The sequence below is a fragment of the Rathayibacter sp. AY1F2 genome (genome assembly GCF_002930885.1).
Taxonomy (GTDB): Bacteria; Actinomycetota; Actinomycetes; order Actinomycetales; family Microbacteriaceae; genus Rathayibacter.
In genome coordinates, this window is the sequence record NZ_PSVG01000021.1 from 1 (window position 1) to 21,557 (window position 21,557).

Below are 21,557 nucleotides of genomic sequence, written 5' to 3' on the forward strand. Positions count from 1 at the left end.
GGTGAGGGGCCGGCCCCTCACGGGTCGGCACCGCCGGCCCTCCCCCACCTCCCGACCGCGACATGCTGACTTGTAAACATGCCTACAAGTCAGCACGCGCGGCCGGTGTGGGTCACAGGCACCAGTCCTCGGACCAACCGGAGGGCGGGACTACAGCGTGCGCCTCGCCGGTCCAGTGGAGGTAGTAGAGCGTGCTGCCGTAGTCGTGATCCCCCGCGGTGACGTCCATCTGGCGGTTCTCCACGTCCGGCTCCGCGCTGTTCCACCGGGTCGAGACGTCCACCGCGCGGAGTTCCCCGGAGTCGGTCACGAGCGTCTGGCAGACGGGGCACCGGAGCGCTTCGTACGTCTCGCCGTCGTCGGTCACCGTCTCGATCAGCAGCTCGGGGGCCGCTGCCCACACCTGCTGGTGCAGCTCCTCGATCGTGGCGAGCAGCGCCTCCGCGCGGCTCCCCGGCGTCTCCTGCGTGGTGGTGGCGTCGAGTTCGGTATCGACAGTCATCGGCGTGGACTGCATGATGTGGCGCTCCCTTGTCTGATCGTTTTTTTGTGCCTCTCCGGCGGGAAGAACCGTTTGAGTGGAGGCGTCGCAGTGACGCCTATTCCGGGCGAGATAAGGGAGCCTGCGACCGCGCCCGGAATAGGTTGCACGGAGACGACGGAGCGAAATAGGTTTGTACCGCGGAGAGGAACAAAAAACCTCGAAGCAGTGCCGCGCAGCGGCTCCCGGTCGCCGCAGGCGATGTGCGCGAAGCGCACCCCGCGCCTCGAGCGGAACACCGGGGAGGGTGAGGGGCCGGCCCCTCACGGGACGGCACCGCCGGCCCTCCCCCGCCGAGAGCTGAGAGCCGCTGTCGGCGCCGGATGGGACGATGGAGGCATGTGGGAGCTGGCACACCGGACGCGCGCGGAATCGGCATCAACGGTGGTGCGCAGTAGCGCGGCGACGAGCGCCGCGGCGATCGTGGAAGTGCGCGCAGCGATCCCGGAGGATCACGTCATCCTCTACGTGCTCCGCGTCAAGAACTGAGCGGGCGCTCTACTCCGCGGCGCTGCGGCGGGGTGCGCGTTGGGCGGTTGTGGTGACGACGGCGGTCGCGCGGGTGAGGTTGGGGCCGATGGCGTCGGCTTCGAGGACGCGGCCGGTGCGGCGGTTCTCTCCTTCGCCCCAGGCGACGGTGCGCTCGTAGCCGACGACGATCACGGCGTCTCCCTTGTGGAGGGAGGCGAGGACGTGCTCGCCGAGTTCGAACTTCGCTTCCACGTAGTGCGTGGTCGGGGCGTCGTGCGGGGTCCACTCCCCCGCGCGGTATTCGCCGGTGTTCTCGATGACGCGCAGCTTCACGATCTGGACGCGGCCCGCCTGCACGGCCTCGGGGTCGGCGGCGAGGTTGCCGGTGATCGTCCTGGTGCTCATCTGTCGTCTCCTGCTCGTTCGGTTCGTGGGTCGTCCCGTCGACGTCGACGGGGATGCGCTTGGGGTGTTCTGCTCTGGTGCTTCGGTCTCGATACCCCAGGACGTGAGAGCGTCGCGTCGGGTGACCTCGACGGACGGCTCGGACAGCGCCCTGCGCTGTTCGAGCTCGGCGCGCGTCACGGCGTAGGCCGGGAGACGCCGCTCGTCGCCGTAGGCGAGGCGGTAGTACCGATCGGCCTCGTTCTCCGCCCAGTCGACCTCGCCCTGCCGGTCCGCGCGCCCGGCGAGATACCCTGCCCGGTACTCGTCGCTCTCGACGTTCGGGCCGGTCACGCTGCGTGCTTCTCGATGAGGTCCGGGCGGAAGCCCGACCAGTGGTCCTCGTCGCTCGCGACGACCACCGGGGCGGCGGAGTAGCCCAGCTCCTCCGTGACGTAGGCGAGCGCTGCGGGGTTCGTCGTGACGTCGACAGTCGTGTACTCGATGCCCTTCGCGTCGAGGGCTCGGTAGGTCGCGGTGCACTGCACGCACGAGGGCTTCGAGTAGACGGTCAGAGCCATGAGGAATCTTCCAGATAGAACTCCATGTGCGCTTCGAACTCCTCGCGCTTCTCCTCGGCGCAGTGCGCGTGGATCCACCACCCGGCCGCGTCGCGGTCACCGGCCTTGTCGAGCATCTGCGCGATCACGTTGACCTTCTCGCAGGAGAGAGTGGGCGAGACGGTCATCGCCACGCGGAAATTCGCGAGGGCCGCGGTGTAGGTAGCGCCCGCGGTGAGGAACGCGGTCACCGCCTCGTCGTAGGCGGCCGCAGCCGCGAGATAGATTGTCACGGCGTCGGCCTTCGGCTGCTCGGTCATCGCTTCGCTCCTTCCGGGGTGTGCGCGTCGCCCTCGTCGTCGTCGGTCGCGTGCTCCGCGATCCACAGGTCGGCGGCCTCGTCTCGTCCGAATGCTCGCAGGAGTCCGGCCAACGCGTCGACCTCGCAGCAGCTCATCCGGACGGCCAGATCGTCGGCGGTGTCCCCGTGGGAGAACACGGACACGAACTCGGCCACCGCCTCCGGGAGGGTCGGTGTCTGCGGTTCGGTGGTGGCGGTGTCGGTCATGGTGAAGTCCTCTCGTCGTCGGGTCCCGGGCGGTGGTCCTGCCCTGCCCCTCCCCCTCGTTTTTTTGCCGTGATTCTCAATCAGATTTGTCAAGCCAGCGGGGGTGGTCTGGCCGGATCGTTCTTCCTTCTCTCCCAGCGTTTTTTTGCCTGGAAGGCACGTAGTGCCGAGCAGGGTCGGAGGTGGGAGCGCAACCCGGAGGGCGGCGGAGGAGAGGTTGTCGGCGCGATGGGAGGGAGCGCAGCGACCGCGTGCCGAGAACCTCGGAGGAGCCGGCCGCGCAGCGGCTTGCGTGGACGCCGGAGGCCCGTACGCTGCCGAAGGCTTCCAGGCAAAAATTCGCGCAGCGCACGACACCGCGCCGGCCTGAGGTCGGCGTCCGCTTGTTCGCGATCTGATGCGCGGAATTGCGGCCGCTCGAAACGGTCCCGACGCTGGACGTCCTAGCGACCGCTCTGCAAGGCAGAGTACAGTTGCTCTACACCACAGAGTGATCGGAGCATCATGTCGCTGACTCGCACGCCCTTAGAAGAACGGGTCCGAGACGCGCGGCACGTGTCATCACTTCCGCTGATCGTCTCCGGCGTCGGAGTGGTAACAGCCGGACTGCTGCCCCTGGCCGGTTCGACGCTGTTCACCGTCGGCTTCCTGATTCCTGCCTTCACGAGCATCGCTCTCTGGATCGTGCTGAGGGCTACTGCTGCTCACGCAGGTGTGGGAATGGGGCGCGAGCGCATGGGGCCGATCGCGGCCGTCATCGCCGCAATCTCGATCTTGACGTTTCTGCCCACGATGTTCGCCGGTCCGGCCTTTCTTGTTGAGTTCGTCGGTCCGGCGTTTCTTGTCGGGGTGCTCCTGTTCGCGATCGGTTGGCGACTCGAAAATCGCAGCCAGTGGCTTGCTGGCCTCGGGGTGGCAGTAGTTTCCCCCTTCCTCTTCAACAGCTTCTTGCAGGACGCTGCCCCCGAGAGCGGGTTGATCCTGGGTGCTTCCTACGGTTCCACGCCTTTGTCAATCGATGGCGTCGTTCTCACGATCGCCGGCATCACCCTCGTCGTTCTGGGTATTACTGCTTTCCGGCAGGAGACGGGACGTGCCCGTGGCACCAGGCGCTGAGGAGTCGACCGACGACGAGTTCGCGTCCTTGGACGATGCCGTCCACCAACGAACGCGTCTTGCGATTTTGACCATCCTTCACGAGGCCGGCGAAGCCGACTTCCGGTTCCTGCGCACCACCCTCGACCTCACCGACGGCAACCTTGGACGACACCTCGAAGTCCTACTCAGGGCCGGTCACATCACCACACGACGGGGCTACGACGGCCGCCGAGCCAAGAACTGGGTCGCTCTCACTCCTCAGGGCACCGCCGCCCTCAGCATCGAAGTCGAAGCACTGCGCGCGATTGTCGCGCGCGTCGATCGCGCGCAGAATCCCTGACCAGGATTACCCCGCAGCGAGGTGGTTCACCACGAGTGACGGTTGCCGATGCCCTCCCACGGATTCCCGCCAGCACCGAGACCACGAGCCGCCGACCCATCTGCGATCGTCCCTGACGCGAACGCGGCGGGCTCTGCGCCTGTGGGGTGATAGCTGGTCTGGTCGCGGAAAATTGCCCAGATGACGTTGATGCGGCGTCGGGCGAGTGCGATCAGTGCCTGCTTGTGCGACTTGCCCTCGCCACGTTTTCGCTCGTAAAACGAGCGAGAGACCGGGCAGTTCCTCGACGCGATGAACGCCGCTTGGAAGCAGGCGTTCAACAGCCGCCGGTCGTAGCGCCGTGGCCGGTGGTGGTTGCCGGAGATCTTCCCGGAGTCGCGCGGCACGGGAGCGAGGCCCGCGAAGCTGGCCAGCCGGTCGGGCGTCTCGAATGCGGCGAGGTCAGTACCGGTTGCGGCGAGGAAGTCCGCGGCGAGCCTGCGCCCGAATCCGGGGAGCGACACGAGCAGATCCGCAGAACTGCTGTCCTGTAGAACGGCGTCGATCTCGGCCTCGAGCTCGGCGAGTTCGTCGCGGATGCGGAGCAGATCGCGGGCGGACCGGCTCACCAGCCGGGCCGCGGCATCCTCCCCCGCGACGACCGAGGTCTGCTCGCGCGCGGCTTCCACCGCCGTCTTAGCGACGGCCGCGGACTTCCAACAGCCCTGCCCCTTCAACCACGACGCCAGACGGCTCTCCCCCGTCCGCCTGATCGCGGACGGCGTCGCGTACCGGGTGAGCAGCACCAGAGGTCCCCTGGTCGTCGCGTAGTTGAACGCTCCCTCGAGTGACGGGAAGTAGTGGACCAGGATGGCGCGTAGCCGATTTACGGCGCGGGTGCGGTCGTGCACCAGGTCCTCGCGCCGGGCTGAGAGCAGGCGCAGCTCCGCGGTGACGTCGTCGGCCTGCCGCATCAGCGTCACGTCTCGTCGGGTCCGGGCCTGGTCGGCGATGATGACCGCGTCCTTCGCGTCCGTCTTTGCCTCGCCTCGGTAGGCGCCCGAGGCGTGATGAACGACCCGGCCCGAGATGTAGAACAGCGGCTGCGCGTGGGAGCTGAGCAGCGTCTGCAGCAGCCCCGTTCCGCCGTGGTTGAGGTCCGTCGCCCACGCGACGTCGGTGCCACCCGGCAAGGAGGCGACGTCGCCCATCAGGGTCAGGATCGCTGACTCTCGGTTCTTGAAGCGCTGCGAGAGCAGCTTGGTTCCGTTGCCGTCGATGACGACGCAGTGGTGTTCGGTCTTGCCGGCGTCGATACCGGCCCAGAGTTGGGGCACGCAGGGTCCTTCCGTTGAGGGGTGCGGTGCGCCGTGAACGACCGTGCCGGCATGTCCTTACGGGGCGATCTGGTCGCGTTTCTCAATGAGCGGTCCTGCCGTTGCGGGGTCCCGGGCGGCCAATCACGGCATGCCATCAGGCGGCTGAAGGCGGTCAGCCATACCCAGGACCCCTGGCGCGTTCCGGAGCCTACAACTGCCCCGCATCCACGGAAATAACGGTAAGGAAGGCGGTTCTCCGCCTTAGCAACCGGAGGGCGCAGTGCAACCCGGAGGGCGGCGGTGGAGAGAGTTTCGGCGCGATGTGAGGGAGCGCAGCGACCGCGTGCCGAAAGTCTCGGAGGAGCCGGTGGCGCAGCCACTTGAACGGAGCCCGTAGGTAGCTACGACCGCAGCGAAGCGGAGGGAGCCGCCGAAGGCTTCACGGCAAAGAAACGTGAGCCCAACGGGCGAACATCAGCGGCCGGCACAGCCGGCCGAACCTCTGGGCGGCGCTCCGTCGCTGCTGCGCGAGTGCAGCTCGCGCCCCGGAACGGGATACCGGGGAGCGTGAGGGGTTATCCCTCACGGGGCGGCAACGCCGACCCTCCCCCACCGTCGACCGCGACATGCTGACTTGTAAACATGCCTACAAGTCAGCACGTGCTGTGGGGACTCGAACCTCCGTCACCAGAGTTGCCGAGCCGTGGGTTCGAACAGCGCCGCCGCCACCGCGCAGGTCCCCCGGAAGATAGCGGCGCCGACGCGCAGTAGCTCGTGGGTCATCCGATCCCGCGTCTGCCGGCTGCTCCCAATCACGGGGTCACCGCGGATGGCGAGTGACGGCCTGGGAGGGCCGGACGGCCCGGTATGCATGTAGGGAAGTTGACTTGATTACATGCTTACTTGTCATCAGCTTTGCGTCCCTCGTACTGGGCGAGGAGGAGTTGAAAGGCTTCCGCAGCGAGCACCTGTACGGGGACGCCCTGCTCGGCCGCCAGGATCTTCACCGCTCGGATCGACTCCTGGGGGAGTCGAACGGAGAACACGGCGAGCTGGGTCGGCGGCACGAAGGTGCCTTCGCCCACCTGGGCTCTCTTCGGTCGAGCTGCGCGGCCCGCGGCCGCAAAGCGGTTCTCGCTCACTTGACGATTCCCTTCAACTCCGCGAGCACGTTTCGGTACTGGCCAGGATCGGTGATCGGCAGGCCGTACGCCATCGCGAGAGCCTGCGCCTGCGGGATCTCGCTCGTCAGGACGGGGACGCCGAACGGTTCGAGCGCGTCGCGGATCTGCCCAGCGGCGACCGTGCGCTTGACCACTCGGGTGAGGAGGGTGAAGGCCGGCGCGTCCGTGAGAGCTTGAACCTGCTCGATGAGGTTGACCGTCTCCGCGTACTGGGAGAAGTCGCCGCTGGTGGGTTGGATCGGGATCAGGATCAGGTCAGCGGCTCGAGCTGCTGACGTCGTGATACCCAGATCGCCCGGGGGAGTGTCGATGAGCACGTTCTGGTGGCTGCTGCTCAACCAGGGCTGCTTGTGGATCGTGTTGCGAGGCAGCCCGGTCGCGTCCCAACCGAGGGTGTTGGCCCAGTCGAGCGCGCTGCCCTGCGGGTCGCCGTCGACAATGAGCACGCTCTCCCCGGTTTCGCGAAGCGCTGCTGCGAGATGGATGACGGTCGAGGTCTTGCCCGACCCGCCTTTCAGGTTCACTACCGCTGTAATCATGTTGACAAGACTACCAGTCTGCATGCTGACATGTAAACATGCTGACGTACTGACTTGGGGGATGTGCGGTTACTGGGGCCGTCGCTCGACGGCGGACGCCCAGACCCACAGTCGGCGGCTGGCGTCGCGGTCCTGCCACTCGACCATGACGGCTCGGGCGGTCCAGGCGATGGCGTAACCCTCGACGCGAACGGGGTTGCCGGGGTAGCGGACCCAAGCCCAGACGGGCAGGGGAGTGGCGGCCCAGGTGGGCCGCTGCCGGGTCTTGTCTAGCTCGTCGTCGGTCAGGCCGATGGGGTGGCCGCGGCCGGCCGTCTCTTCGATGCGTCGATCGATCTGGGCGCCGACATGGCGCTCGTAGCGTCGGTTCGTTCCCACGCCGCCAGTAGAACATATGTTCGAACGCGCGTGCGGTCGACGTCATGCGGCGGTCGAGGACCACCAGAGCGAGCCGGGGGCGAGCATGCCGGTGCGTCCCCAGTGCAGCGCCTCGCGGTGATCGCCGCGGCCGGCGGCGTCGCGGGGGTAGAGCGGCCAGACGCGCTCGCCAGCGGTGCTGTCCTCGAACAGGGGTCGGCTCGACACGTGTCGGCGTCGCGGTCGTTGCCTGGGGGAGGAGGACCGGTGAGCGAGCTCGGCTTGCCACCAGGCCCAGACTTCGCGCTCGACGTCGTAGCGGTGCGCTCGATCCGTCAAGACTCCGTCGACACCGATCGCGCGAGCGGCGGCGGTTCGGAGGTCGCGCTTGGCCTGGGTCCAGCCGTTGGTGTGCTTGACGATCAGGCGGTGGGTGCGCAGGCGGGAGAGGGCTGTGGCGGCGGTGCGGGTGGTCACTCCCAGCAGTGTGGCGGCGGCGTCGACGGCGAGGGTTCCTTCTCGGCGCAGCAGCGCGTACGCCTTCCCTGCCAGGTGTCCGAGGCCGGCGCGGGTGAAGAGGTCGTGCCGAGTGTCCGTGAGGTCCGCCTCGAGCGTGGTGAGCAGCATGGTTCGTTCAGTGAAAAGCGGCCCGGGGGGGCGGGGGTTATTAGTGGTTGTGACCGGACCTTGCAGTGAGCCTGTGGAAAAGTGCTCGGACAGTCGCCATTCGCTGGCGTTCGATCCGTCAGCGCGGACGACGAGCTGCACGTAGCCGTCCTCGCGCAGGCTCCGCAGGGCGCTGGCGGCCGTGGTGCGTCCCAGGCCCGCCAGGAGGGCCAGGTCGCGGATGGACGCGGCGACGGTGCGCTTGCCGGTGTGCAGGGTGAGGTAGGCCAGGGCGGTGAGGATCGTCTTCTCCGACGTCGCTCGCTCGGTCCTGCCCCACCGGCCCGGGCTCACCCGGAACCGGTCGAGGAGGCCGCTGACGGCGCCGACGATGCTGCCCAGCTCCGCCAGGTCGCTCATTTCGCGCTCGGGCGGGAGAACGGCGTGCAGCGCCGCGTACTGGCGGGCCTTCTCCCACTGCCGCGCCAGTCGCTCCGCGGCCTCGTCGCGGGCGCGGGGCCGGCGGTGGCCGCGGCCGGTGTTCTTGGTCCGGTAGTGCTCCATCCCGGGCGCGCTTCGGGCGGCGTGCTCGACGTCGGTCAGGGACCAGCCGGCGTGAGCAGCGGAGAGCAGGCACATGAACGCGGTCCACGATGGATTCGCGCCGCCGCCGGCCGTGGCCATGTGGGCGGCGCCGGCAGCGCTCAGCGTCCGGTGCGTGTGGTGTGCGGTGGCGGTGGGTACTGGGGGAGTGGCGTCGACGCGCTGCGGCGGACGGGACGCTTCCAGCGCGACCGTGACGGCATCGATGGCGGCCGCGGTGACGTTCGTGTCCAGCAGCTCCTCTGCGCGGCCGCGGAGGACCCTCGAGAAGCTGCCGTCGCGGTGCGGGGAGAGCGGCGGCCGGGCGGCGCCGGTGCGCGGGTTGCGGAGCATCCCGTGGTCGAGGGTGCGGAAGTTTGCTCGAGCGGCGATCGCCAATCGGGCCACCTGCTCGGCTGGGGCGGCTTCCGCGAGAGCGACCCACAGGTGGCGACCTCCGGTGCCGGAGGACTGGCAGACGACGTGAGCGACCTGGTGCGCGTCGAGGACGGCGGAAAGCGCGTCGCAGTCGTCCGCGGCCTGCTCCATGAGGTCGGCGTCGACGCCGCGGGAGTCCTTGCCGTCGAAGTCGAAGCACAGCAGCCGGAACGCTCCGGCGTCGTCGGTGAGGTAGATCGCCCACGGGGCGGCCGGCGCGACGGGGGAGACGGGGAACGCGGCCGGATAGGCGTTCTCGTCCAGGCGCCCGTAGGCATCCGGGCGCATCGTGCGCACCGCGGCACGGGGGCTCAGTCGGCGCGTCAGTGCCCAGGGCGCCGAGAAGGAGTCAACTTCGGCATTTTGGGCGTGCGCAGACACAGCAATGTGGCTTACGATGAGGTCACTTCTCCTCCCTCGGGGGGGATGGATGAGGCCCGGCCTGAGAAACCGGTCCTGATCAACTGCTTCACACCTGTCGCCCTGGTAAGCCTTTGGTGTGAAGCGAGAGCTTCTAGGCCCGTCGCGTGAGCGGCGGGCCTAATGCGTTAAGTGGTGGTGATCGGCGGCTCCGATCGGGACGCGGTGACCCGCGGGAGCGCGCCGTACTTCGCGAGCAGCTCGCTGTAGAGCATGTCGACGTAGAGCGAGACGGTCACGCCGCTGGCGGCGGCAGCCTCGGAGACGGCATCACGGTTGGTGGGCAGCACGCGGGCGTTGAGTTGCACCGCCGCCGCTCCATCGTTCCGTCGTCTTCTTCCCATGCGGCTCATCATGGTGTGAGTGCTAGCAGTATTCGGGGAGTGGTGCGGCGTGTCGAGTGTCATGGTCGTGGTCGCTGTCCCCTCTGCCTGCATCCAACGTGGGTGAGGCTGCCCGCTGGTCTGCGGCACTCTCGACCTCTGACTAACGTAATCGATACTTCACCGTAGCCGTTAACACCTGTCAGCCGGCCGCGGGGCGAGCGATGCTGGCGATTGCGTTGGAGACGGCCGTCATGTGGCGGGCGCCATCCGAAGCGACCGTGTTGGTTAGGTAGGCCACGACGAGCTGCGTGTCCGGGTCGGCCCAGGCGACGCAGACGTTGGACCCGTTGTGTCCGAACGTTCGCGGGCCGGCTATCGATCCGAGCGGCGGGTAGAGGTTGGGGGTGCGACCGCCGAGCTGGAATCCATGCGCCCAGAGGATCGGCGTGTGGGCGAAGCCGTCGACGTCGGCCTCGGTGGAGCTGGCGATCGTCGCCTGGGACAGGATCTCCGGTGAGACAACCTGCGTGTCATCGCGGCCCCGGCCATCGTTGAGCAGCATTTCGTAGAACCTGGCGACGTCGCGAGCGGTCGTTGAGATTCCGGCGCTCGGGATCACGGCCATGCGGACGGCACGGCTGTTCAAGGCCCCCATGGCGAGAGGTACGGAGCTGCGGATGGAGACGCATCGGGAGAGGTCGTGTTCAGCGACGCCCAGCATGGTGTTGGTGGCGCCGAGCGGAGTGAGCAGCACGTCGTTCATGACGTCGCGGAGAGGACGCCTGGTCACTCGTTGAATCACCTCGCCCAGGATGAAGCCGTAGGTGAACACCTGGTAGGAGGGAACGGTGCCCGGCACCGTCCTGAGGCGAGCGCTCTCGAGGTTACGGATCGAGCTGCGCCAGTCGGTCATCGCCAGGGCGTCCCCGATCAGTCCGCGCGAGGTCGAGAACCCCGCACGATGGTGGAGGACCTGGCGGAGAGTGATCGATCCTTTCCCGTGACGAGCGAACTCCGGCCAGTAGTAAGAGACTGCGGCGTCGATGTCGAGGAGCCCGTCTGCGGCCAACTGGTGCACGAGGATGCTCAGGTAGGGCTTGCTGACTGACCAGGACCAGAAGAGTCCATCGGGTGCGTACCCCTGGGAGTGGTCGAGAAGGACGTCACCGCCCCTGAGGACGACGAGCTGCGCGGACCCTCCTCGCTGACGAACGAGGTTGACCACGGGGGACAGCGACTGATTCACCCACACCCCCGGTTCTCGTGCCCGGAACTGGTCGGGGCCTGCTGAAACTAACAGTGCTCTCTACGAGCGGCTACCGTGGTCAGCATGGCTGCGAGAACAGGTAACGGCGCGTCCGAGTATTCGATGCGCGTTCACGCAGCGATCAAGACCTTGATGGCCAGAGCCGGTCTTTCGAACGTCGACTTCGCGACGCGCACGGGAATGACGCTGACCTACTTCTACGCGCGGATGCGCGGCGACGCGATGTTCGACACGAACGATCTGGAGCGCTTCGCGCAGGTTTTGGGAGTCAAGGTCGCCACCATCTTCACGATGGCGGAGGAGTTCGGCGAGCCCACCGCGGACGTTGACGAGGTGGTCGTGCTCACGAACGGTGTCGAGTTCGCCCGACGACTGAGCGTCCTCCTCCCGGCCGGCACGAGTGCGAGTGATGACGTCGCGGGGATCCCGGCGGCACGGCTGTCCGAGATGCTCGGCGCCACCGCGCGGTTCGGCGTGACTCGGAGCGAGCTCACTCGCCTCACCACTCACTTCCAGGTCCCTGAGGCGTTCTTGACGGAGCTGACGACCTCGGAGGACACCGCAATGATCGAAGCTGACCTCGAGCTGCGCCGAGCGCTCGCATCCAAGGGTGTCGAGCCGCTGGCGGCCCGGTCCCTCGGGGGAAACCTTTCCCCTGCTGCCATCCGCGGCATCGCCGCGTCGATCCGCGAGCTACGCGAATAGTGGCTGTATCTGGGAGGGGGAACTGTGGACGATCCGTGGCTCGTAACTGAGCAGATTCGCCAGACCGCCGAACGCGCCTTCAAGGAAATTTTCACTGAGAATTACCCCGGTGAACTGTCGACCGAAGAAGCCATCATCCGTCGCGCTCAAGAAGTGCTTGGTGCTGATATTGAGGTGTATCAGGGCGGAGACGAGTCGTGGGAGAACTATCTCGCCCTGACTCTTACCGAGACAATCGCCGCGCTGCTTCCTACCAAGTACATGATCCTCATCCGCAGCGACAAGAAAGCCTACTATCGGCTGTTCAATGTGTTCCACGAACTGGCTCACATCCTGTTGGGGCATCCTCCGAGTGAAGTCGAGCTCCCTCACGGTCTTAGCCTCGACAGCATGGGGCTGACGAGCGCAACGAACGCGGTACGTCACGCTAAGCAGTTTGTTTTCGATGGCGACGATTCCTCTCGGACGCATCGGATCCGCGAAGGCGAAGCTGAAGAATTCGCGCGTCTCATGGTGTCGCTCGTCATGTACCCGCGATACCGGTCGGGTGAGAGGAAGTTCGGCTAAGTGAGTCCGATCGAGAGCTTCTTCTTCACCGCCTCCTTCCTCGCCGTCACCGCCTACTTCTTGGGCTGGTTCATCGCCATCCTCGCCCGCCGACGTCCGCCGACGCGCCCATGGGTGGCAGCAGGCTTCGGGTCGGTGGGGCTGCTCGCACTGGGCGGCTTCCCGTGGCTGACGCTCGATGAGGCAGACAGCCTGTTCGGAGGAACGAACGTCTACTACTGCGTGATGCTCGTCGCCGCCTGCACGGCGATGTGGCTTCTCGTGGAGGCCGTGATCGACGTCGGCCGAGTGCGCCTCTGGTCGGTCGTCCTGCTCGTGGCGTGGATCGCGGCGTACGTGGCCGCGTTCATCGCGATCGACCGCCCGGCCACCTCGCCCAAGTTCTCGCATGAAGAAGTCGATCAGCTCCCGATGATTCTGTGCAGCGGGATCTACTTCCTCGGGCTGATGGTGCTGTTCGTGCGACTGATCGTGAAAGTCGCGAGGTTCCCCCGTCGCGCGTACTGGCCGTTCACTGTCGGCGGCGCGCTCATCATCGCCGGAGCCGCGGGCGAACTGGCCGGAATGCTGGTAGCGCGATACGTGCCCGACTCTGCCGCGACGACGAATGTCCTCTATCTCGCCTTCACCCCGGGATTCTTCGGTGGGATCCTGCTCTTCACCGCCGGCCTGTGCAGCTTCCCCGCTCGGCGTACGATTAGGGACGTCGCCGTCGACCTGAGCTCCCGAAAGCTCGTCACGATGCTGGCAGAGCGAGAAATCGCCGCCCCGCCCGTCTCATATGTGAGAGAAGGAACCGCGAGCGAGAAGAAGCTCGTGCGACTGATGACGCTACAGGTGCGCGTCACCGACGCGGTGATGGTCGGCGCAATGAAATTGAGCAACAACGAGAACGGTGTCGTTCGTCGCGCAGAGCGACTGATCGACGGTGAATTGCTAGCAGCAGGTATGGGATGGAACGAATGAACAAGTTGATCGTTGGAGCAGCAGCAGCAGGAGGCGTCGCCGTGGCCGGCGCTATCGGCTCGATCTTCGCCGCTCGCCAGGTCGTGCTTCCCGTCGATCCGCCTCAGATCCCGATCCTGCGCCAGGACGGGAAGACGATGACGCTGGCCGTTGACGGCAAGACCATCGCCCCCGGCATCCTCGGAATCTTCCGCACCGACCGCACGGGTCACGCGACACTCAGCCGCCCGATCCACACCGACCCGGTGACCGGTGCGACCACCCGGCGCATCGAATCGACCTGGGGCGCAAGCTTCGCCGGAGAGAAGGCCGTCATCTGCGAGGGCGACGTCTTCGCCGGACCGGAGGCGGTCGACCCTGACTTCGTGGAGGTCCTGGTCCCCGGGCCTCTAGGTGACTGCCCCGCCTGGCAGTTCGGGCCGGACGAGAACCCGGAGGGCACGTGGGCGATCCACGTGCACGGCATCCGCACCAAGCGGATCCACGCGCTGCGCAGCGTGCCGGCGATGACCGCGCTCGGCTACACGTCCCTCGTCGTCTCCTTCCGCGGCGACGGCGACGGCCCCGCGGTGCCTCACAGCGCGTCCATGCTCGGTCAGCGCGAGTGGGCCGACGTCGCCGCGGCGATCGACTACGCAGCCGCCCACGGCGCGCGGAAGATCGTCCTCATCGGCTGGTCCCTCGGTGGCGGTGTGGCGCTGCTCGCAGCGGAGCGCACGAGCCGCCGGGATCTGCTCTCCGGCCTCGTGCTCGTCGGGCCGGCGCTGAACTGGAAGACGGCGATCGAGCAAGGCGCCGTCGAGATGGGATTGCCTCGTCAGGTCGCGATCCTCGGCCTCGTGGGCCTGCGCAGCAAGCTCGCGAGCCGTCTCGTCGGTCTTCCGGAGCCGGTGGACTTCGACGCGCTGGACTGGGTGCGCGAGCCGCGAGCCGCCGCGCTGGGCTGCCCGATCCTCCTGTTCCACTCGGCCGGCGACACGACCTTGCCGATGGATGTCTCCCAGCGGTTCGCGAAGCTGAATGCGCCGGCCGTGGAAGTGGTCGAGACCGCAGCGACCGCCCACAACACGGAGTACAACGTCGACCCGGAGGTCTTCGACTCGACCATCGCTCGGTGGATTTCCGAGCACCAGTAACGAAACCGCTAGCACTGACATAGTGTTAACGCCATGGAAGCCCTTCCTGGCGTATCGCGAGCGGACCGTGCACTCACTGACGATGGCCGCACCGCTGATCGACGGTGGTCGGCCGTTGTCCACTTCTTCCACCTGGGCAACAGCCACCCCGTCGACTGCGCGTGCCAGCGGTGCGTGGCGACTCGCGAGCCGTCCATGGCCGATGAGGAGCTGGACGCGCGAACAGGGCTGGTGCGGCACTACCCGGTAGTGGAAATCGAGCAAGCCGCCGATGACGCGATCCTGCGGGCGGTGGCCTTGGAGACGTACTGGTTCGGCCGAGACGTCATCGCCGCCGGCTACGGGCTTCGCGCCGCGGAACGGTTCGAGGACGTCGCGGTGACCTCTCCTGACGGGGATCAGTTCGGCGTCGAAGGATGGCTCGCGGGGGATGCCTTCGAGCTCCAGTTCGCGACAGGGCTACGGGCGGTCGCGGACGAAAGCAAACTTCTGGCCCACAGATGCGTGGCGCTTCTTGAGCGCATCCCAGCAGGAACAGGGAACGCCGCGTGCGTCAGATAGCCCGCGGCGGCTCCGCGAGGTCGATCTGGCCCTTCTGATATGCCCGACTGACCTCGTGCAGGCGGTCGATCGCGTCCCAGTCGACCTTGTACGTCACGGTCTTGCGGTGTCGAACACCCGGCGCTGGCCTTCCAACGATCGCGCCAGCCTCCTCCAGGAGGTTGAGGTGACCGAAGAGGGTCACCTTGTTACGGGCCTCGGGAACCGCCTCAAGAATCTCCGACACCGTGGCCCCGTGAAGGCGCGCCGTCTCCTGCGACAGGAAGTGCAGCACGCGATTGCCGATTTCACTGGTCGTGGCACGCATGTGCATCACCTCCCTGGACGGCGGAGGGATCGGAGACGACATGAGTTCCATTGTGGCGCACTGGCCGTTTCCCCTTCACGCACGGGAGCCCGGTCGGCTTGAACCAAGCAAACTCATAAAGCTACCTAAGTTTACGTTACAGGAAACCAAAAAAACCTTATAGTGGTCGTAGCGCGCAACCGGGACGACCGGTTGCGGCACGAGCCGTAGGGGACACACATGAGGACGCCGAGTAAGGCAGCGCTGGTCGTCGCGTTCGCGCTCATCACCACCGGCTGCACCAGCTCGAGCACCGATGCCGCGTCACCCTCCACCGAGTCGGCAGCTCCCGAGACGCGCTCCGCTGAGGCACCGACCTCACCCGAGACGGCGCCGGCCGAGAGCACACCGCCGGCCGCCGCCGAACTCTCCGACGTGGAGCCGCAGCCGGAGCCGACTGTCGAGGGCGACACTGTGGCGATCGCGGTGGCAGCGACTACCGCCTTCTGCCGCCCCGCCCTGGACTACGACACCTGGATCGCTGAGCTGTACCCGTTCCTCAGCCAGCAGGCCGCGGTGGCCTACGAGACCGTCGACCCGGCCAACGTGCCCTGCACGACCCTCACCGGCGCAGCATCGGTCCGGGACGGGGACGGCGCCTTCACGATGCGCATCCTGGTTCCCACGGATGCGGGGGAGTACTCCGTGTACGTCCACCGCACCGTCGAGACCGGTCCATGGGCTGTCGAGCAGATCACCCCCCTGGCGTCGGAGTAGCCCGGTGGCGAAGGGGGGAATGGGGGTTCTCGCGGCGGTCCTGGCACCGCTTCTCGCGATCGCACTGCTGCTGTGGCTGCTGTTCTTCGGCGCCGCTGAGGACGCGGCCGCGGCGTGCCTGCCTGGCGGCGGGCCGGTGAACGTGTCCGCGATCCCCGCGGACGCGAAGGTCGGCGCCTACGGGCACGACCAGCTCGTGAACGCGGCACTCATCGTCAACGCGGGAGCCGCGAAGGGCCTCGGCGCCGATGGGCAGACCCTCGGCGTGCAGACGGCGATCGGGGAGTCCTCCTTGGTGAACATCAACTACGGGGACGGTGCTATCAACCCGGACGGGTCGGTCGCTGACTCGATCGGCCTGTTCCAGCAGCAGTCGAGCTGGGGCACCGTCGAGCAGCGCATGGACCCGACGACCTCGGCCGGCTTCTTCTACGACCGCCTCGTAGCCGTCGAGGGCTGGCAGTCGATGGAGCCCTCCATCGCGATCAACAAGGTCCAGCGCAACGCCGACCCGAACCACTACACGAAGTACCGCGCCGACGCCGTAGCGATCATGACCTACCTCAACAGCCTCGGCAGCAGCACGACCGCACCCACGACGTCGGCGGCGCCGGTGAGTGCCCCGTCGACGCCGATCGGCACTGCGCCCGCCTCCCCGGCGCCGGTCGGTGGATGCGTCGCCGTGTCCGGCGATGCGCAGGCTCTCGCAGCGAACCTCGTCGCGGCGATGGACGCAGGCAACCTGACCCTTCTCGAGGACCGGTACGCGCAGCAGATCCGCGACATGGCCGCGGGCACCCCGAAGGAGAACTGCGCGATCGACGTCCGCATTCTCCAGATCATCACGATCGCCCTGAACACGTTCGGGAAGATCGGCGTCTCCGACCTCAACCGCCAGTGCACGGGCTCGCTCCTGGGCGCCGGCACGGGTTCCTCGCACTGGATGAACGGCGGCGGCAACGCCGTGGACTTCTACAGCTTCGCCGGCACCGCCACGACCGGCTGCGACCCCAACGCCCTCCAGCTCCTTGACGTCCTGGACCCGCAGGTGCCGCAGGGCTCGCGTGCGGGCCAGATCCAGTGCCGGTCGAGCACCTATCAGCACATCACCCAGTTCGGTGACACCCCGAACCACCTGCACTTCGACGTCGCCTACGCCGACGGCCCCCTCACCACCGGATAACCGGACCCTTTCGACGTCGCGACCGCGGCGCCGATCACCCCGCACCACCCAACACAGAAAACGGAGCACACCATGTCTGCACTGCTCGCAGCAACGACCGACATCCTCACCACCGCGGGCGCGCTCGGCGCGGTCGTGCCGGACCCGGGCCCCGGCGGCATGCCCCCCGGATTCGAGGCCTTCACCACAGTCATGGGCTGGGCCAAGTGGGTCGGCCTCGGCGTCGCCGTCGTCGGCCTCATCATCCTCGGCGTCACCATGACCGTCTCCGCCCGCCGCGGCGAGGGCGGCGAAATCGGCGGCTGGCTCGGCCGGCTCCTCGTGGGTGTGATCGTCATCTCCGCCGCGTTCACGATCGTCGGGTTCCTGATGGGCGCGTAGCGTCCCCGGGAAACCGACACCACCAACAGAAAGGCAAGGGACGTCATGAACGACTCCGAACCGCGTAACCCGTTCACCAAGAAGGGCTTCATCGTCGGAGCCGTCATCGTCGGCGCACTCGCCCTCTCGGCCATCGTGCTCGGCGTGGCGTCCCTCGGGACCGGGGGAGGCGGCACCACGACCGCCGCCCCCGGGACCCCCACCCCGACCTCCACCGTCTCGGCCGACGCCGAAAGCGTGTGCGGACTCTCCGGCTACGAGGAGAGCGGCACCCTCACCGCACCGCCGACGACGGAGTGGACCATCGTCGGCACCATGGCCGCTCCCAGCTCCGCTGAGGCCGGCCCCGGGGAGACCGACAGTGACGGGGTACGCACCTGCTACGCGCACACCGTCGAAGGCGCTCTCTTCGCTGTCTCGAACCTGTGGGCGATGGGCTCGGATGCTCGACTCGCGCCGCTCGCAGTGGAGCAGCTCACGGCACCGGGACCCGGCCGCGATGCCGCTATCGCCGCCGACACGCAGCAGAGCAACACCGGCACCAGCGTGCAGATCGCGGGATTCAAGGTGCTGTCCTACGACGGAGAGAACGCAACGATCGACACCGCATTCGAGCTGAACACGGGCTCGCTGATCAGCTTCCCGTCCGCGGTGAAGTGGATCGACGGCGACTGGAAGCTCGTCGTCACCGACGAAGGACAGCCGCCCTTCCGCCCCACCACGCTGCAGAACCTCGGCGGCTACATCGTCTGGGCGGGTGTCCAGTGATCGCAACCGCCACAACCGGCGGTGGAGAGGCATGCCTCCCCATCGACGTTCCCTGCTGGACCGGCGTCGCTGTCGGCAACGTCGTCTCGAAGGCGTCGAACGATGCCTTGCAGCAGTTCGTCAACAACATCTTGGAGGGCTACGGCAAGGCCATCGCCTCTCTCGGTACCGTCTGGATGAACGTCCCCTCCCCGGTCACGGTCGTGGACCAGGGCGGCGGCGTCAACGGTGGCGGCACTCCGCCGCTGCCGGAGGCGTTCGAGACGATTCTCGGCTACGTGACGTGGGTCTCTGCGGGCCTGGCAGTCATGTCCCTGATCGTTGCTGGCGTGATGATGGCGAGCCGTCGCCGGCACGGCGACGGTGAAGCTCACATGGGCCGCATCGGCGTCATCCTCTTGGCCGTACTGCTCCTCTCCTCCGCGTCGGCGCTCGTGACCGGGTTCCTGCCGCTGGCGATGCACCTGAACGAGTCCTCGAGCGTCGTCGGCTGGGTGCAGGGGCAGTTGCAGTGGTACACCGGCGGACTCGCGATCCTCGCGATCCTCGTCGCCGCCGCCCGGATGGTGTGGACGCAACGCGCGATGCCGCTGCGCGAGCTCGCCGGCTCCGTGCTGACTCTGATCGCCGTGGCCGGCGCAGGGCTGGTCGTCATCCGCCTGGCGACCCAGGCGGGCGATGCGTTCTCGATCTGGATCCTCAACAACTCGACCGACTGCGACGTGTCCCAGCAGGGCGAGAGCAACTGCTTCGGCACCAACGTCTTCGCGATGATCAGCCTCACTGCGACCTCCGGCATCGGCCTGATCGGTCTCTTCCTGCTGGGCATGCTCGCCGTGTTCATGACCTACGTGCAGATCGCGCTGATGGTGTTCCGCGGCGCGATGCTCGTCGTCCTCGCCGGCATCTTCCCGCTCGCCGCGTCGTTCACGAACACCGAGATGGGTCGGCAGTGGTTCAAGAAGGCGATGGCCTGGACTATCGCCTTCATCCTCTACAAGCCCGCCGCGGCGATCGTCTACGCGATCGCCTTCCGGATGACCGGCACCGACCTGTTCAAGTCGGACGGCACCGGGCTCTTCCAGATCGTCACCGGCCTGGCCCTGATGCTCATCGCTCTCGTGGCTCTGCCTGCGCTGATGCGCTTCCTCGTCCCGGCCGTCTCCTCGGTCGGCGGCGGAGGCGCGGCAGGTCTGCTCCTGGGCGCTGCGGCAGTCTCGGCCGCTGGTGACGTCGCGACGGGTGCGATCCGCGCGAGCAGCAACGGAGGCGGCGGCGGCGGGAACGGCGGCGGTGGAGGCGGCAACAGTTCGTCCACGGACGGACCGTCCGGCAGCACGTCGACGCCGGGCTCGCCGACGTCGTCGCCGGCCGCTGACCCGTCTGGGTCGGCGTCGACGGCCGGCAGCGGCGCAGGTGCTGGTGCCGGAAGCGCGGCGACCAGCGGCGCGGGAGCCGCTGCGTCGAGCGGCGCCGGGGCCGGGGCAGCCGCGAGCGGCGCCGCGGCCGCGGCCGGATCGATCGGCGCCGGTATCGCCGTCGCAACGAAGGCCGCGGAGGGCGCGAAGCACGCCGCGCAGGCCGTGAAGGCCGGCACCGACGAGGCGACCGGCAGCAACGAGAGCGGGAGCTAACCCATGACCAGCACAGCAACCGATCCGATCAAGGCCCGCACCTACGGCAACTGGCGAAAGCCTCAGACCGCCGGCCTCGGCGGGCTGGGACAGCTCGCCACCCTCGTGATGTTCGTGGGCATCGTCGCCTCGATCATCGCGTCCATGTTCTCCGGCCTAGGTCCCGCACTCATCGTCGCCGCCATCTTCGGCGGCATCCTCCTGACCGTCTCGGTCAAGGACAAGCACGGGCAGAGCGCCCTCGGAAGGATGGTGGTCCGCGTGAACTGGTGGCGTACCAAGAGCAAGGGAGCAAACATCTACCGCTCCGGCCCGATCGGCCGCGCGAAGTGGGGCACCTTCCAGCTCCCAGGCCTGGCCGCGCCCTCGCAGCTCACCGAGCACGAGGACTCCCACGGTCGCCGGTTCGCTCTGATCAGCACCCCGATGACGAAGCACTTCACCGTCGTGCTGGCGACGGAGCCGGACGGCGCCGCGCTGGTGGATCAGGAGCAGATCAACAACCAGGTCGCGGAATACGGCATCTGGCTCGCCAACCTCGGAGACGAGCCCGGCATCGAAGCCGCGTCGGTCACCGTCGAGACGGCGCCCGACACGGGCACGCGCTTGCGCGGTGAGGTCGAGGGGTCGATGGACCCGGACGCGCCGCTGTTCGCGCGAGCGATGCTCCAGGAGGTCGTTGAGACCTACCCGGTCGGGTCGGCCACGATCCACGCCTACATCGCGCTCACGTTCACGGCGACCGCGCGGATCAACGGGAAGCGCCGCAATGCCAAGGAGGTCGCCGCGGACCTCTCCGCCCGCATCCCCGGCCTGACGTCTTCTCTCGCGGCGACGGGGGCGGGCGCGGCGCGGCCCCTGAGCGCGCAGGAGTTGTGCGAAGTCATCCGCACCGCGTACGACCCCGCCGCGGCGCTCCTGATCGATCAGGCGCGCGCAGAGGGCGAGACGGCGGACCTGTCCTGGACCGACGTCGGCCCTGCGGGTGCCGAAGCGCACTGGGACTCCTACCGTCACGACGGAGCGGTGTCGACGTCGTGGACCATGACCGCGCCCCCGCGCGGCGTCGTCCAGTCGAACATCCTCGCTCGCCTGCTCGCGCCGCACCGTGACATCGCCCGTAAGCGCGTCACCCTGCTCTACCGGCCCATCGATCCCGCCCGCGCCGCAGCGCTCGTGGAGGCGGACCTGAACGCCGCCCAGTTCAACTCCTCCGCGTCCACCAAGCCCACGGCCCGCTCGACGCTCTCGACCCGCTCGGCGCAGGCCACGGCCGCGGAGGAAGCCTCCGGCGCCGGGCTGATGAACTTCGGCCTGATCGTCACCGCGACCACGCTGCAGCGTGGTCAGGAGCCCGAAGCGCGCGCCGCGATCGACTCCCTCACCTCGGCCGCCCGCCTGCGGATGCGGCCGGCGTTCGGCTCGCAGGACTCCGCCTTCGCCGCCGCGCTCCCGCTGGGGCTGGTCCTGCCTCGGCACCTGCGCATTCCCAACGAGATGCGGGAAATCCTGTGACGCACCCCGCCACCACCAGGACGGCACTGGACACACGTCCGGTGCCGTCCCGGGTTAACCCTCAGCCCTCACCCGTCTTTGTCGCCGTTCCGACCCTTC

General features: G+C 67.7%; 27 protein-coding genes. 14 read left to right on the top strand and 13 right to left on the bottom strand.

All coding sequences use genetic code 11. The features are described 5' to 3' along the window. Positions 1–112: 112 nt before the first annotated feature. Positions 113–502: a hypothetical protein gene (locus tag C5C54_RS14095; RefSeq protein WP_146078845.1), complete on the bottom strand. Its 390-nt coding sequence runs from the start codon at positions 500–502 to the stop codon at positions 113–115. Between the two features lie 378 nt (positions 503–880). Between C5C54_RS14095 and C5C54_RS18035 the strand changes: the two genes are divergently transcribed. Further along, entirely contained in the window at positions 881–1,030 is a 150-nt protein-coding gene (locus C5C54_RS18035; RefSeq protein ID WP_181072908.1) for a hypothetical protein, read from the top strand. Between the two features lie 9 nt (positions 1,031–1,039). Here the strand turns inward: C5C54_RS18035 and C5C54_RS14100 are convergent, their stop codons facing one another. From C5C54_RS14100 to C5C54_RS14115, 4 genes are read right to left on the bottom strand one after another with little or no spacing between them, the layout of a single operon-like run. After that, positions 1,040–1,750, bottom strand: a complete 711-nt coding sequence (locus tag C5C54_RS14100) for a single-stranded DNA-binding protein (RefSeq protein WP_104288624.1) — start codon at positions 1,748–1,750, stop codon at positions 1,040–1,042. Continuing rightward, positions 1,747–1,977, bottom strand: coding sequence for a glutaredoxin-like protein NrdH (nrdH, locus tag C5C54_RS14105; protein ID WP_104224209.1), 231 nt, complete (start codon positions 1,975–1,977; stop codon positions 1,747–1,749). The genes C5C54_RS14100 and nrdH overlap by 4 nt, the downstream gene beginning before the upstream one ends. Then, on the bottom strand, positions 1,968–2,276 hold the full coding sequence (locus tag C5C54_RS14110) for a hypothetical protein (RefSeq protein ID WP_104224210.1): 309 nt from the start codon (positions 2,274–2,276) through the stop codon (positions 1,968–1,970). Before C5C54_RS14110 ends, nrdH begins: the two co-directional genes overlap by 10 nt. Beyond that, entirely contained in the window at positions 2,273–2,524 is a 252-nt protein-coding gene (locus C5C54_RS14115; RefSeq protein ID WP_104224211.1) for a hypothetical protein, read from the bottom strand. The genes C5C54_RS14110 and C5C54_RS14115 overlap by 4 nt, the downstream gene beginning before the upstream one ends. Before the next feature lie 504 nt (positions 2,525–3,028). On the opposite strand from C5C54_RS14115, the gene C5C54_RS17675 reads away from it, so the two are divergent. Both C5C54_RS17675 and C5C54_RS14120 read left to right on the top strand, forming a co-directional pair. Then, complete coding sequence (locus C5C54_RS17675; RefSeq protein WP_146078846.1) at positions 3,029–3,640, top strand: hypothetical protein; 612 nt, start codon at positions 3,029–3,031, stop codon at positions 3,638–3,640. Between the two features lie 28 nt (positions 3,641–3,668). Then, complete coding sequence (locus C5C54_RS14120; RefSeq protein ID WP_258062327.1) at positions 3,669–3,962, top strand: transcriptional regulator; 294 nt, start codon at positions 3,669–3,671, stop codon at positions 3,960–3,962. Positions 3,963–3,988: 26 nt separating this feature from the next. On the opposite strand, the gene C5C54_RS14125 is transcribed toward C5C54_RS14120, so the two are convergent. The 7 genes from C5C54_RS14125 to C5C54_RS14155 all read right to left on the bottom strand — a co-directional run bounded on the left by C5C54_RS14125 (position 3,989) and on the right by C5C54_RS14155 (position 10,958). Then, the gene (locus C5C54_RS14125) at positions 3,989–5,278 is read right to left on the bottom strand and encodes an IS110 family transposase (protein WP_258059506.1); all 1,290 of its coding nucleotides are present in this window, start codon (positions 5,276–5,278) and stop codon (positions 3,989–3,991) included. Between the two features lie 881 nt (positions 5,279–6,159). Next, a complete protein-coding gene (locus C5C54_RS14130; RefSeq protein ID WP_146078847.1) occupies positions 6,160–6,402 on the bottom strand; it encodes a ribbon-helix-helix domain-containing protein in 243 nt (80 codons plus the stop codon). Then, positions 6,399–6,983, bottom strand: a complete 585-nt coding sequence (locus C5C54_RS14135) for an AAA family ATPase (RefSeq protein ID WP_181072910.1) — start codon at positions 6,981–6,983, stop codon at positions 6,399–6,401. Before C5C54_RS14135 ends, C5C54_RS14130 begins: the two co-directional genes overlap by 4 nt. Positions 6,984–7,052: 69 nt before the next feature. After that, positions 7,053–7,361 carry a hypothetical protein gene (locus tag C5C54_RS14140; protein ID WP_104227116.1) on the bottom strand — a complete coding sequence of 103 codons (309 nt, stop codon included), beginning with the start codon at positions 7,359–7,361 and terminating at the stop codon, positions 7,053–7,055. 42 nt (positions 7,362–7,403) lie between these two features. Continuing rightward, positions 7,404–9,254, bottom strand: coding sequence for a hypothetical protein (locus C5C54_RS14145; RefSeq protein WP_181134912.1), 1,851 nt, complete (start codon positions 9,252–9,254; stop codon positions 7,404–7,406). Positions 9,255–9,514: 260 nt separating this feature from the next. After that, positions 9,515–9,694 (bottom strand): hypothetical protein, encoded by a 180-nt coding sequence (locus C5C54_RS14150; protein ID WP_104224217.1) that lies wholly within the window; start codon positions 9,692–9,694, stop codon positions 9,515–9,517. 217 nt (positions 9,695–9,911) lie between these two features. Next, positions 9,912–10,958: a serine hydrolase gene (locus tag C5C54_RS14155; protein WP_181072912.1), complete on the bottom strand. Its 1,047-nt coding sequence runs from the start codon at positions 10,956–10,958 to the stop codon at positions 9,912–9,914. A gap of 84 nt (positions 10,959–11,042) precedes the next feature. Between C5C54_RS14155 and C5C54_RS14160 the strand changes: the two genes are divergently transcribed. From C5C54_RS14160 to C5C54_RS14180, 5 genes are all read left to right on the top strand, one after another. Next, the gene (locus tag C5C54_RS14160; RefSeq protein WP_146078848.1) at positions 11,043–11,684 is read left to right on the top strand and encodes a helix-turn-helix domain-containing protein; all 642 of its coding nucleotides are present in this window, start codon (positions 11,043–11,045) and stop codon (positions 11,682–11,684) included. 24 nt (positions 11,685–11,708) lie between these two features. Then, positions 11,709–12,251, top strand: a complete 543-nt coding sequence (locus tag C5C54_RS14165; RefSeq protein WP_104224220.1) for an ImmA/IrrE family metallo-endopeptidase — start codon at positions 11,709–11,711, stop codon at positions 12,249–12,251. Beyond that, positions 12,252–13,217: a hypothetical protein gene (locus C5C54_RS14170; RefSeq protein ID WP_104227113.1), complete on the top strand. Its 966-nt coding sequence runs from the start codon at positions 12,252–12,254 to the stop codon at positions 13,215–13,217. Then, positions 13,214–14,353 (top strand): S9 family peptidase, encoded by a 1,140-nt coding sequence (locus C5C54_RS14175; protein WP_181072913.1) that lies wholly within the window; start codon positions 13,214–13,216, stop codon positions 14,351–14,353. Before C5C54_RS14170 ends, C5C54_RS14175 begins: the two co-directional genes overlap by 4 nt. A gap of 195 nt (positions 14,354–14,548) precedes the next feature. Then, positions 14,549–14,914: a hypothetical protein gene (locus tag C5C54_RS14180; RefSeq protein ID WP_104227112.1), complete on the top strand. Its 366-nt coding sequence runs from the start codon at positions 14,549–14,551 to the stop codon at positions 14,912–14,914. Here the strand turns inward: C5C54_RS14180 and C5C54_RS14185 are convergent. Next, entirely contained in the window at positions 14,907–15,221 is a 315-nt protein-coding gene (locus C5C54_RS14185; RefSeq protein WP_146078849.1) for a hypothetical protein, read from the bottom strand. The two genes, C5C54_RS14180 and C5C54_RS14185, sit on opposite strands and share 8 nt — an antisense overlap. A gap of 219 nt (positions 15,222–15,440) precedes the next feature. Here C5C54_RS14185 and C5C54_RS14190 point away from each other — a divergent pair, with 219 nt between their 5' ends. The 6 genes from C5C54_RS14190 to C5C54_RS14215 all read left to right on the top strand — a co-directional run bounded on the left by C5C54_RS14190 (position 15,441) and on the right by C5C54_RS14215 (position 21,458). Next, positions 15,441–15,977 carry a hypothetical protein gene (locus C5C54_RS14190; RefSeq protein WP_104227110.1) on the top strand — a complete coding sequence of 179 codons (537 nt, stop codon included), beginning with the start codon at positions 15,441–15,443 and terminating at the stop codon, positions 15,975–15,977. A 19-nt stretch (positions 15,978–15,996) separates the two neighbouring features. Next, positions 15,997–17,160, top strand: a complete 1,164-nt coding sequence (locus tag C5C54_RS14195; RefSeq protein WP_104227109.1) for a hypothetical protein — start codon at positions 15,997–15,999, stop codon at positions 17,158–17,160. Positions 17,161–17,232: 72 nt separating this feature from the next. Next, positions 17,233–17,541, top strand: a complete 309-nt coding sequence (locus C5C54_RS14200) for a hypothetical protein (RefSeq protein WP_104224227.1) — start codon at positions 17,233–17,235, stop codon at positions 17,539–17,541. A gap of 45 nt (positions 17,542–17,586) precedes the next feature. Beyond that, positions 17,587–18,309, top strand: coding sequence for a hypothetical protein (locus tag C5C54_RS14205; RefSeq protein WP_104288625.1), 723 nt, complete (start codon positions 17,587–17,589; stop codon positions 18,307–18,309). A 107-nt stretch (positions 18,310–18,416) separates the two neighbouring features. Further along, positions 18,417–19,943, top strand: a complete 1,527-nt coding sequence (locus C5C54_RS14210) for a hypothetical protein (protein WP_104227107.1) — start codon at positions 18,417–18,419, stop codon at positions 19,941–19,943. Between the two features lie 3 nt (positions 19,944–19,946). Beyond that, entirely contained in the window at positions 19,947–21,458 is a 1,512-nt protein-coding gene (locus C5C54_RS14215) for an SCO6880 family protein (RefSeq protein ID WP_181072914.1), read from the top strand. Positions 21,459–21,557: the final 99 nt, after the last annotated feature.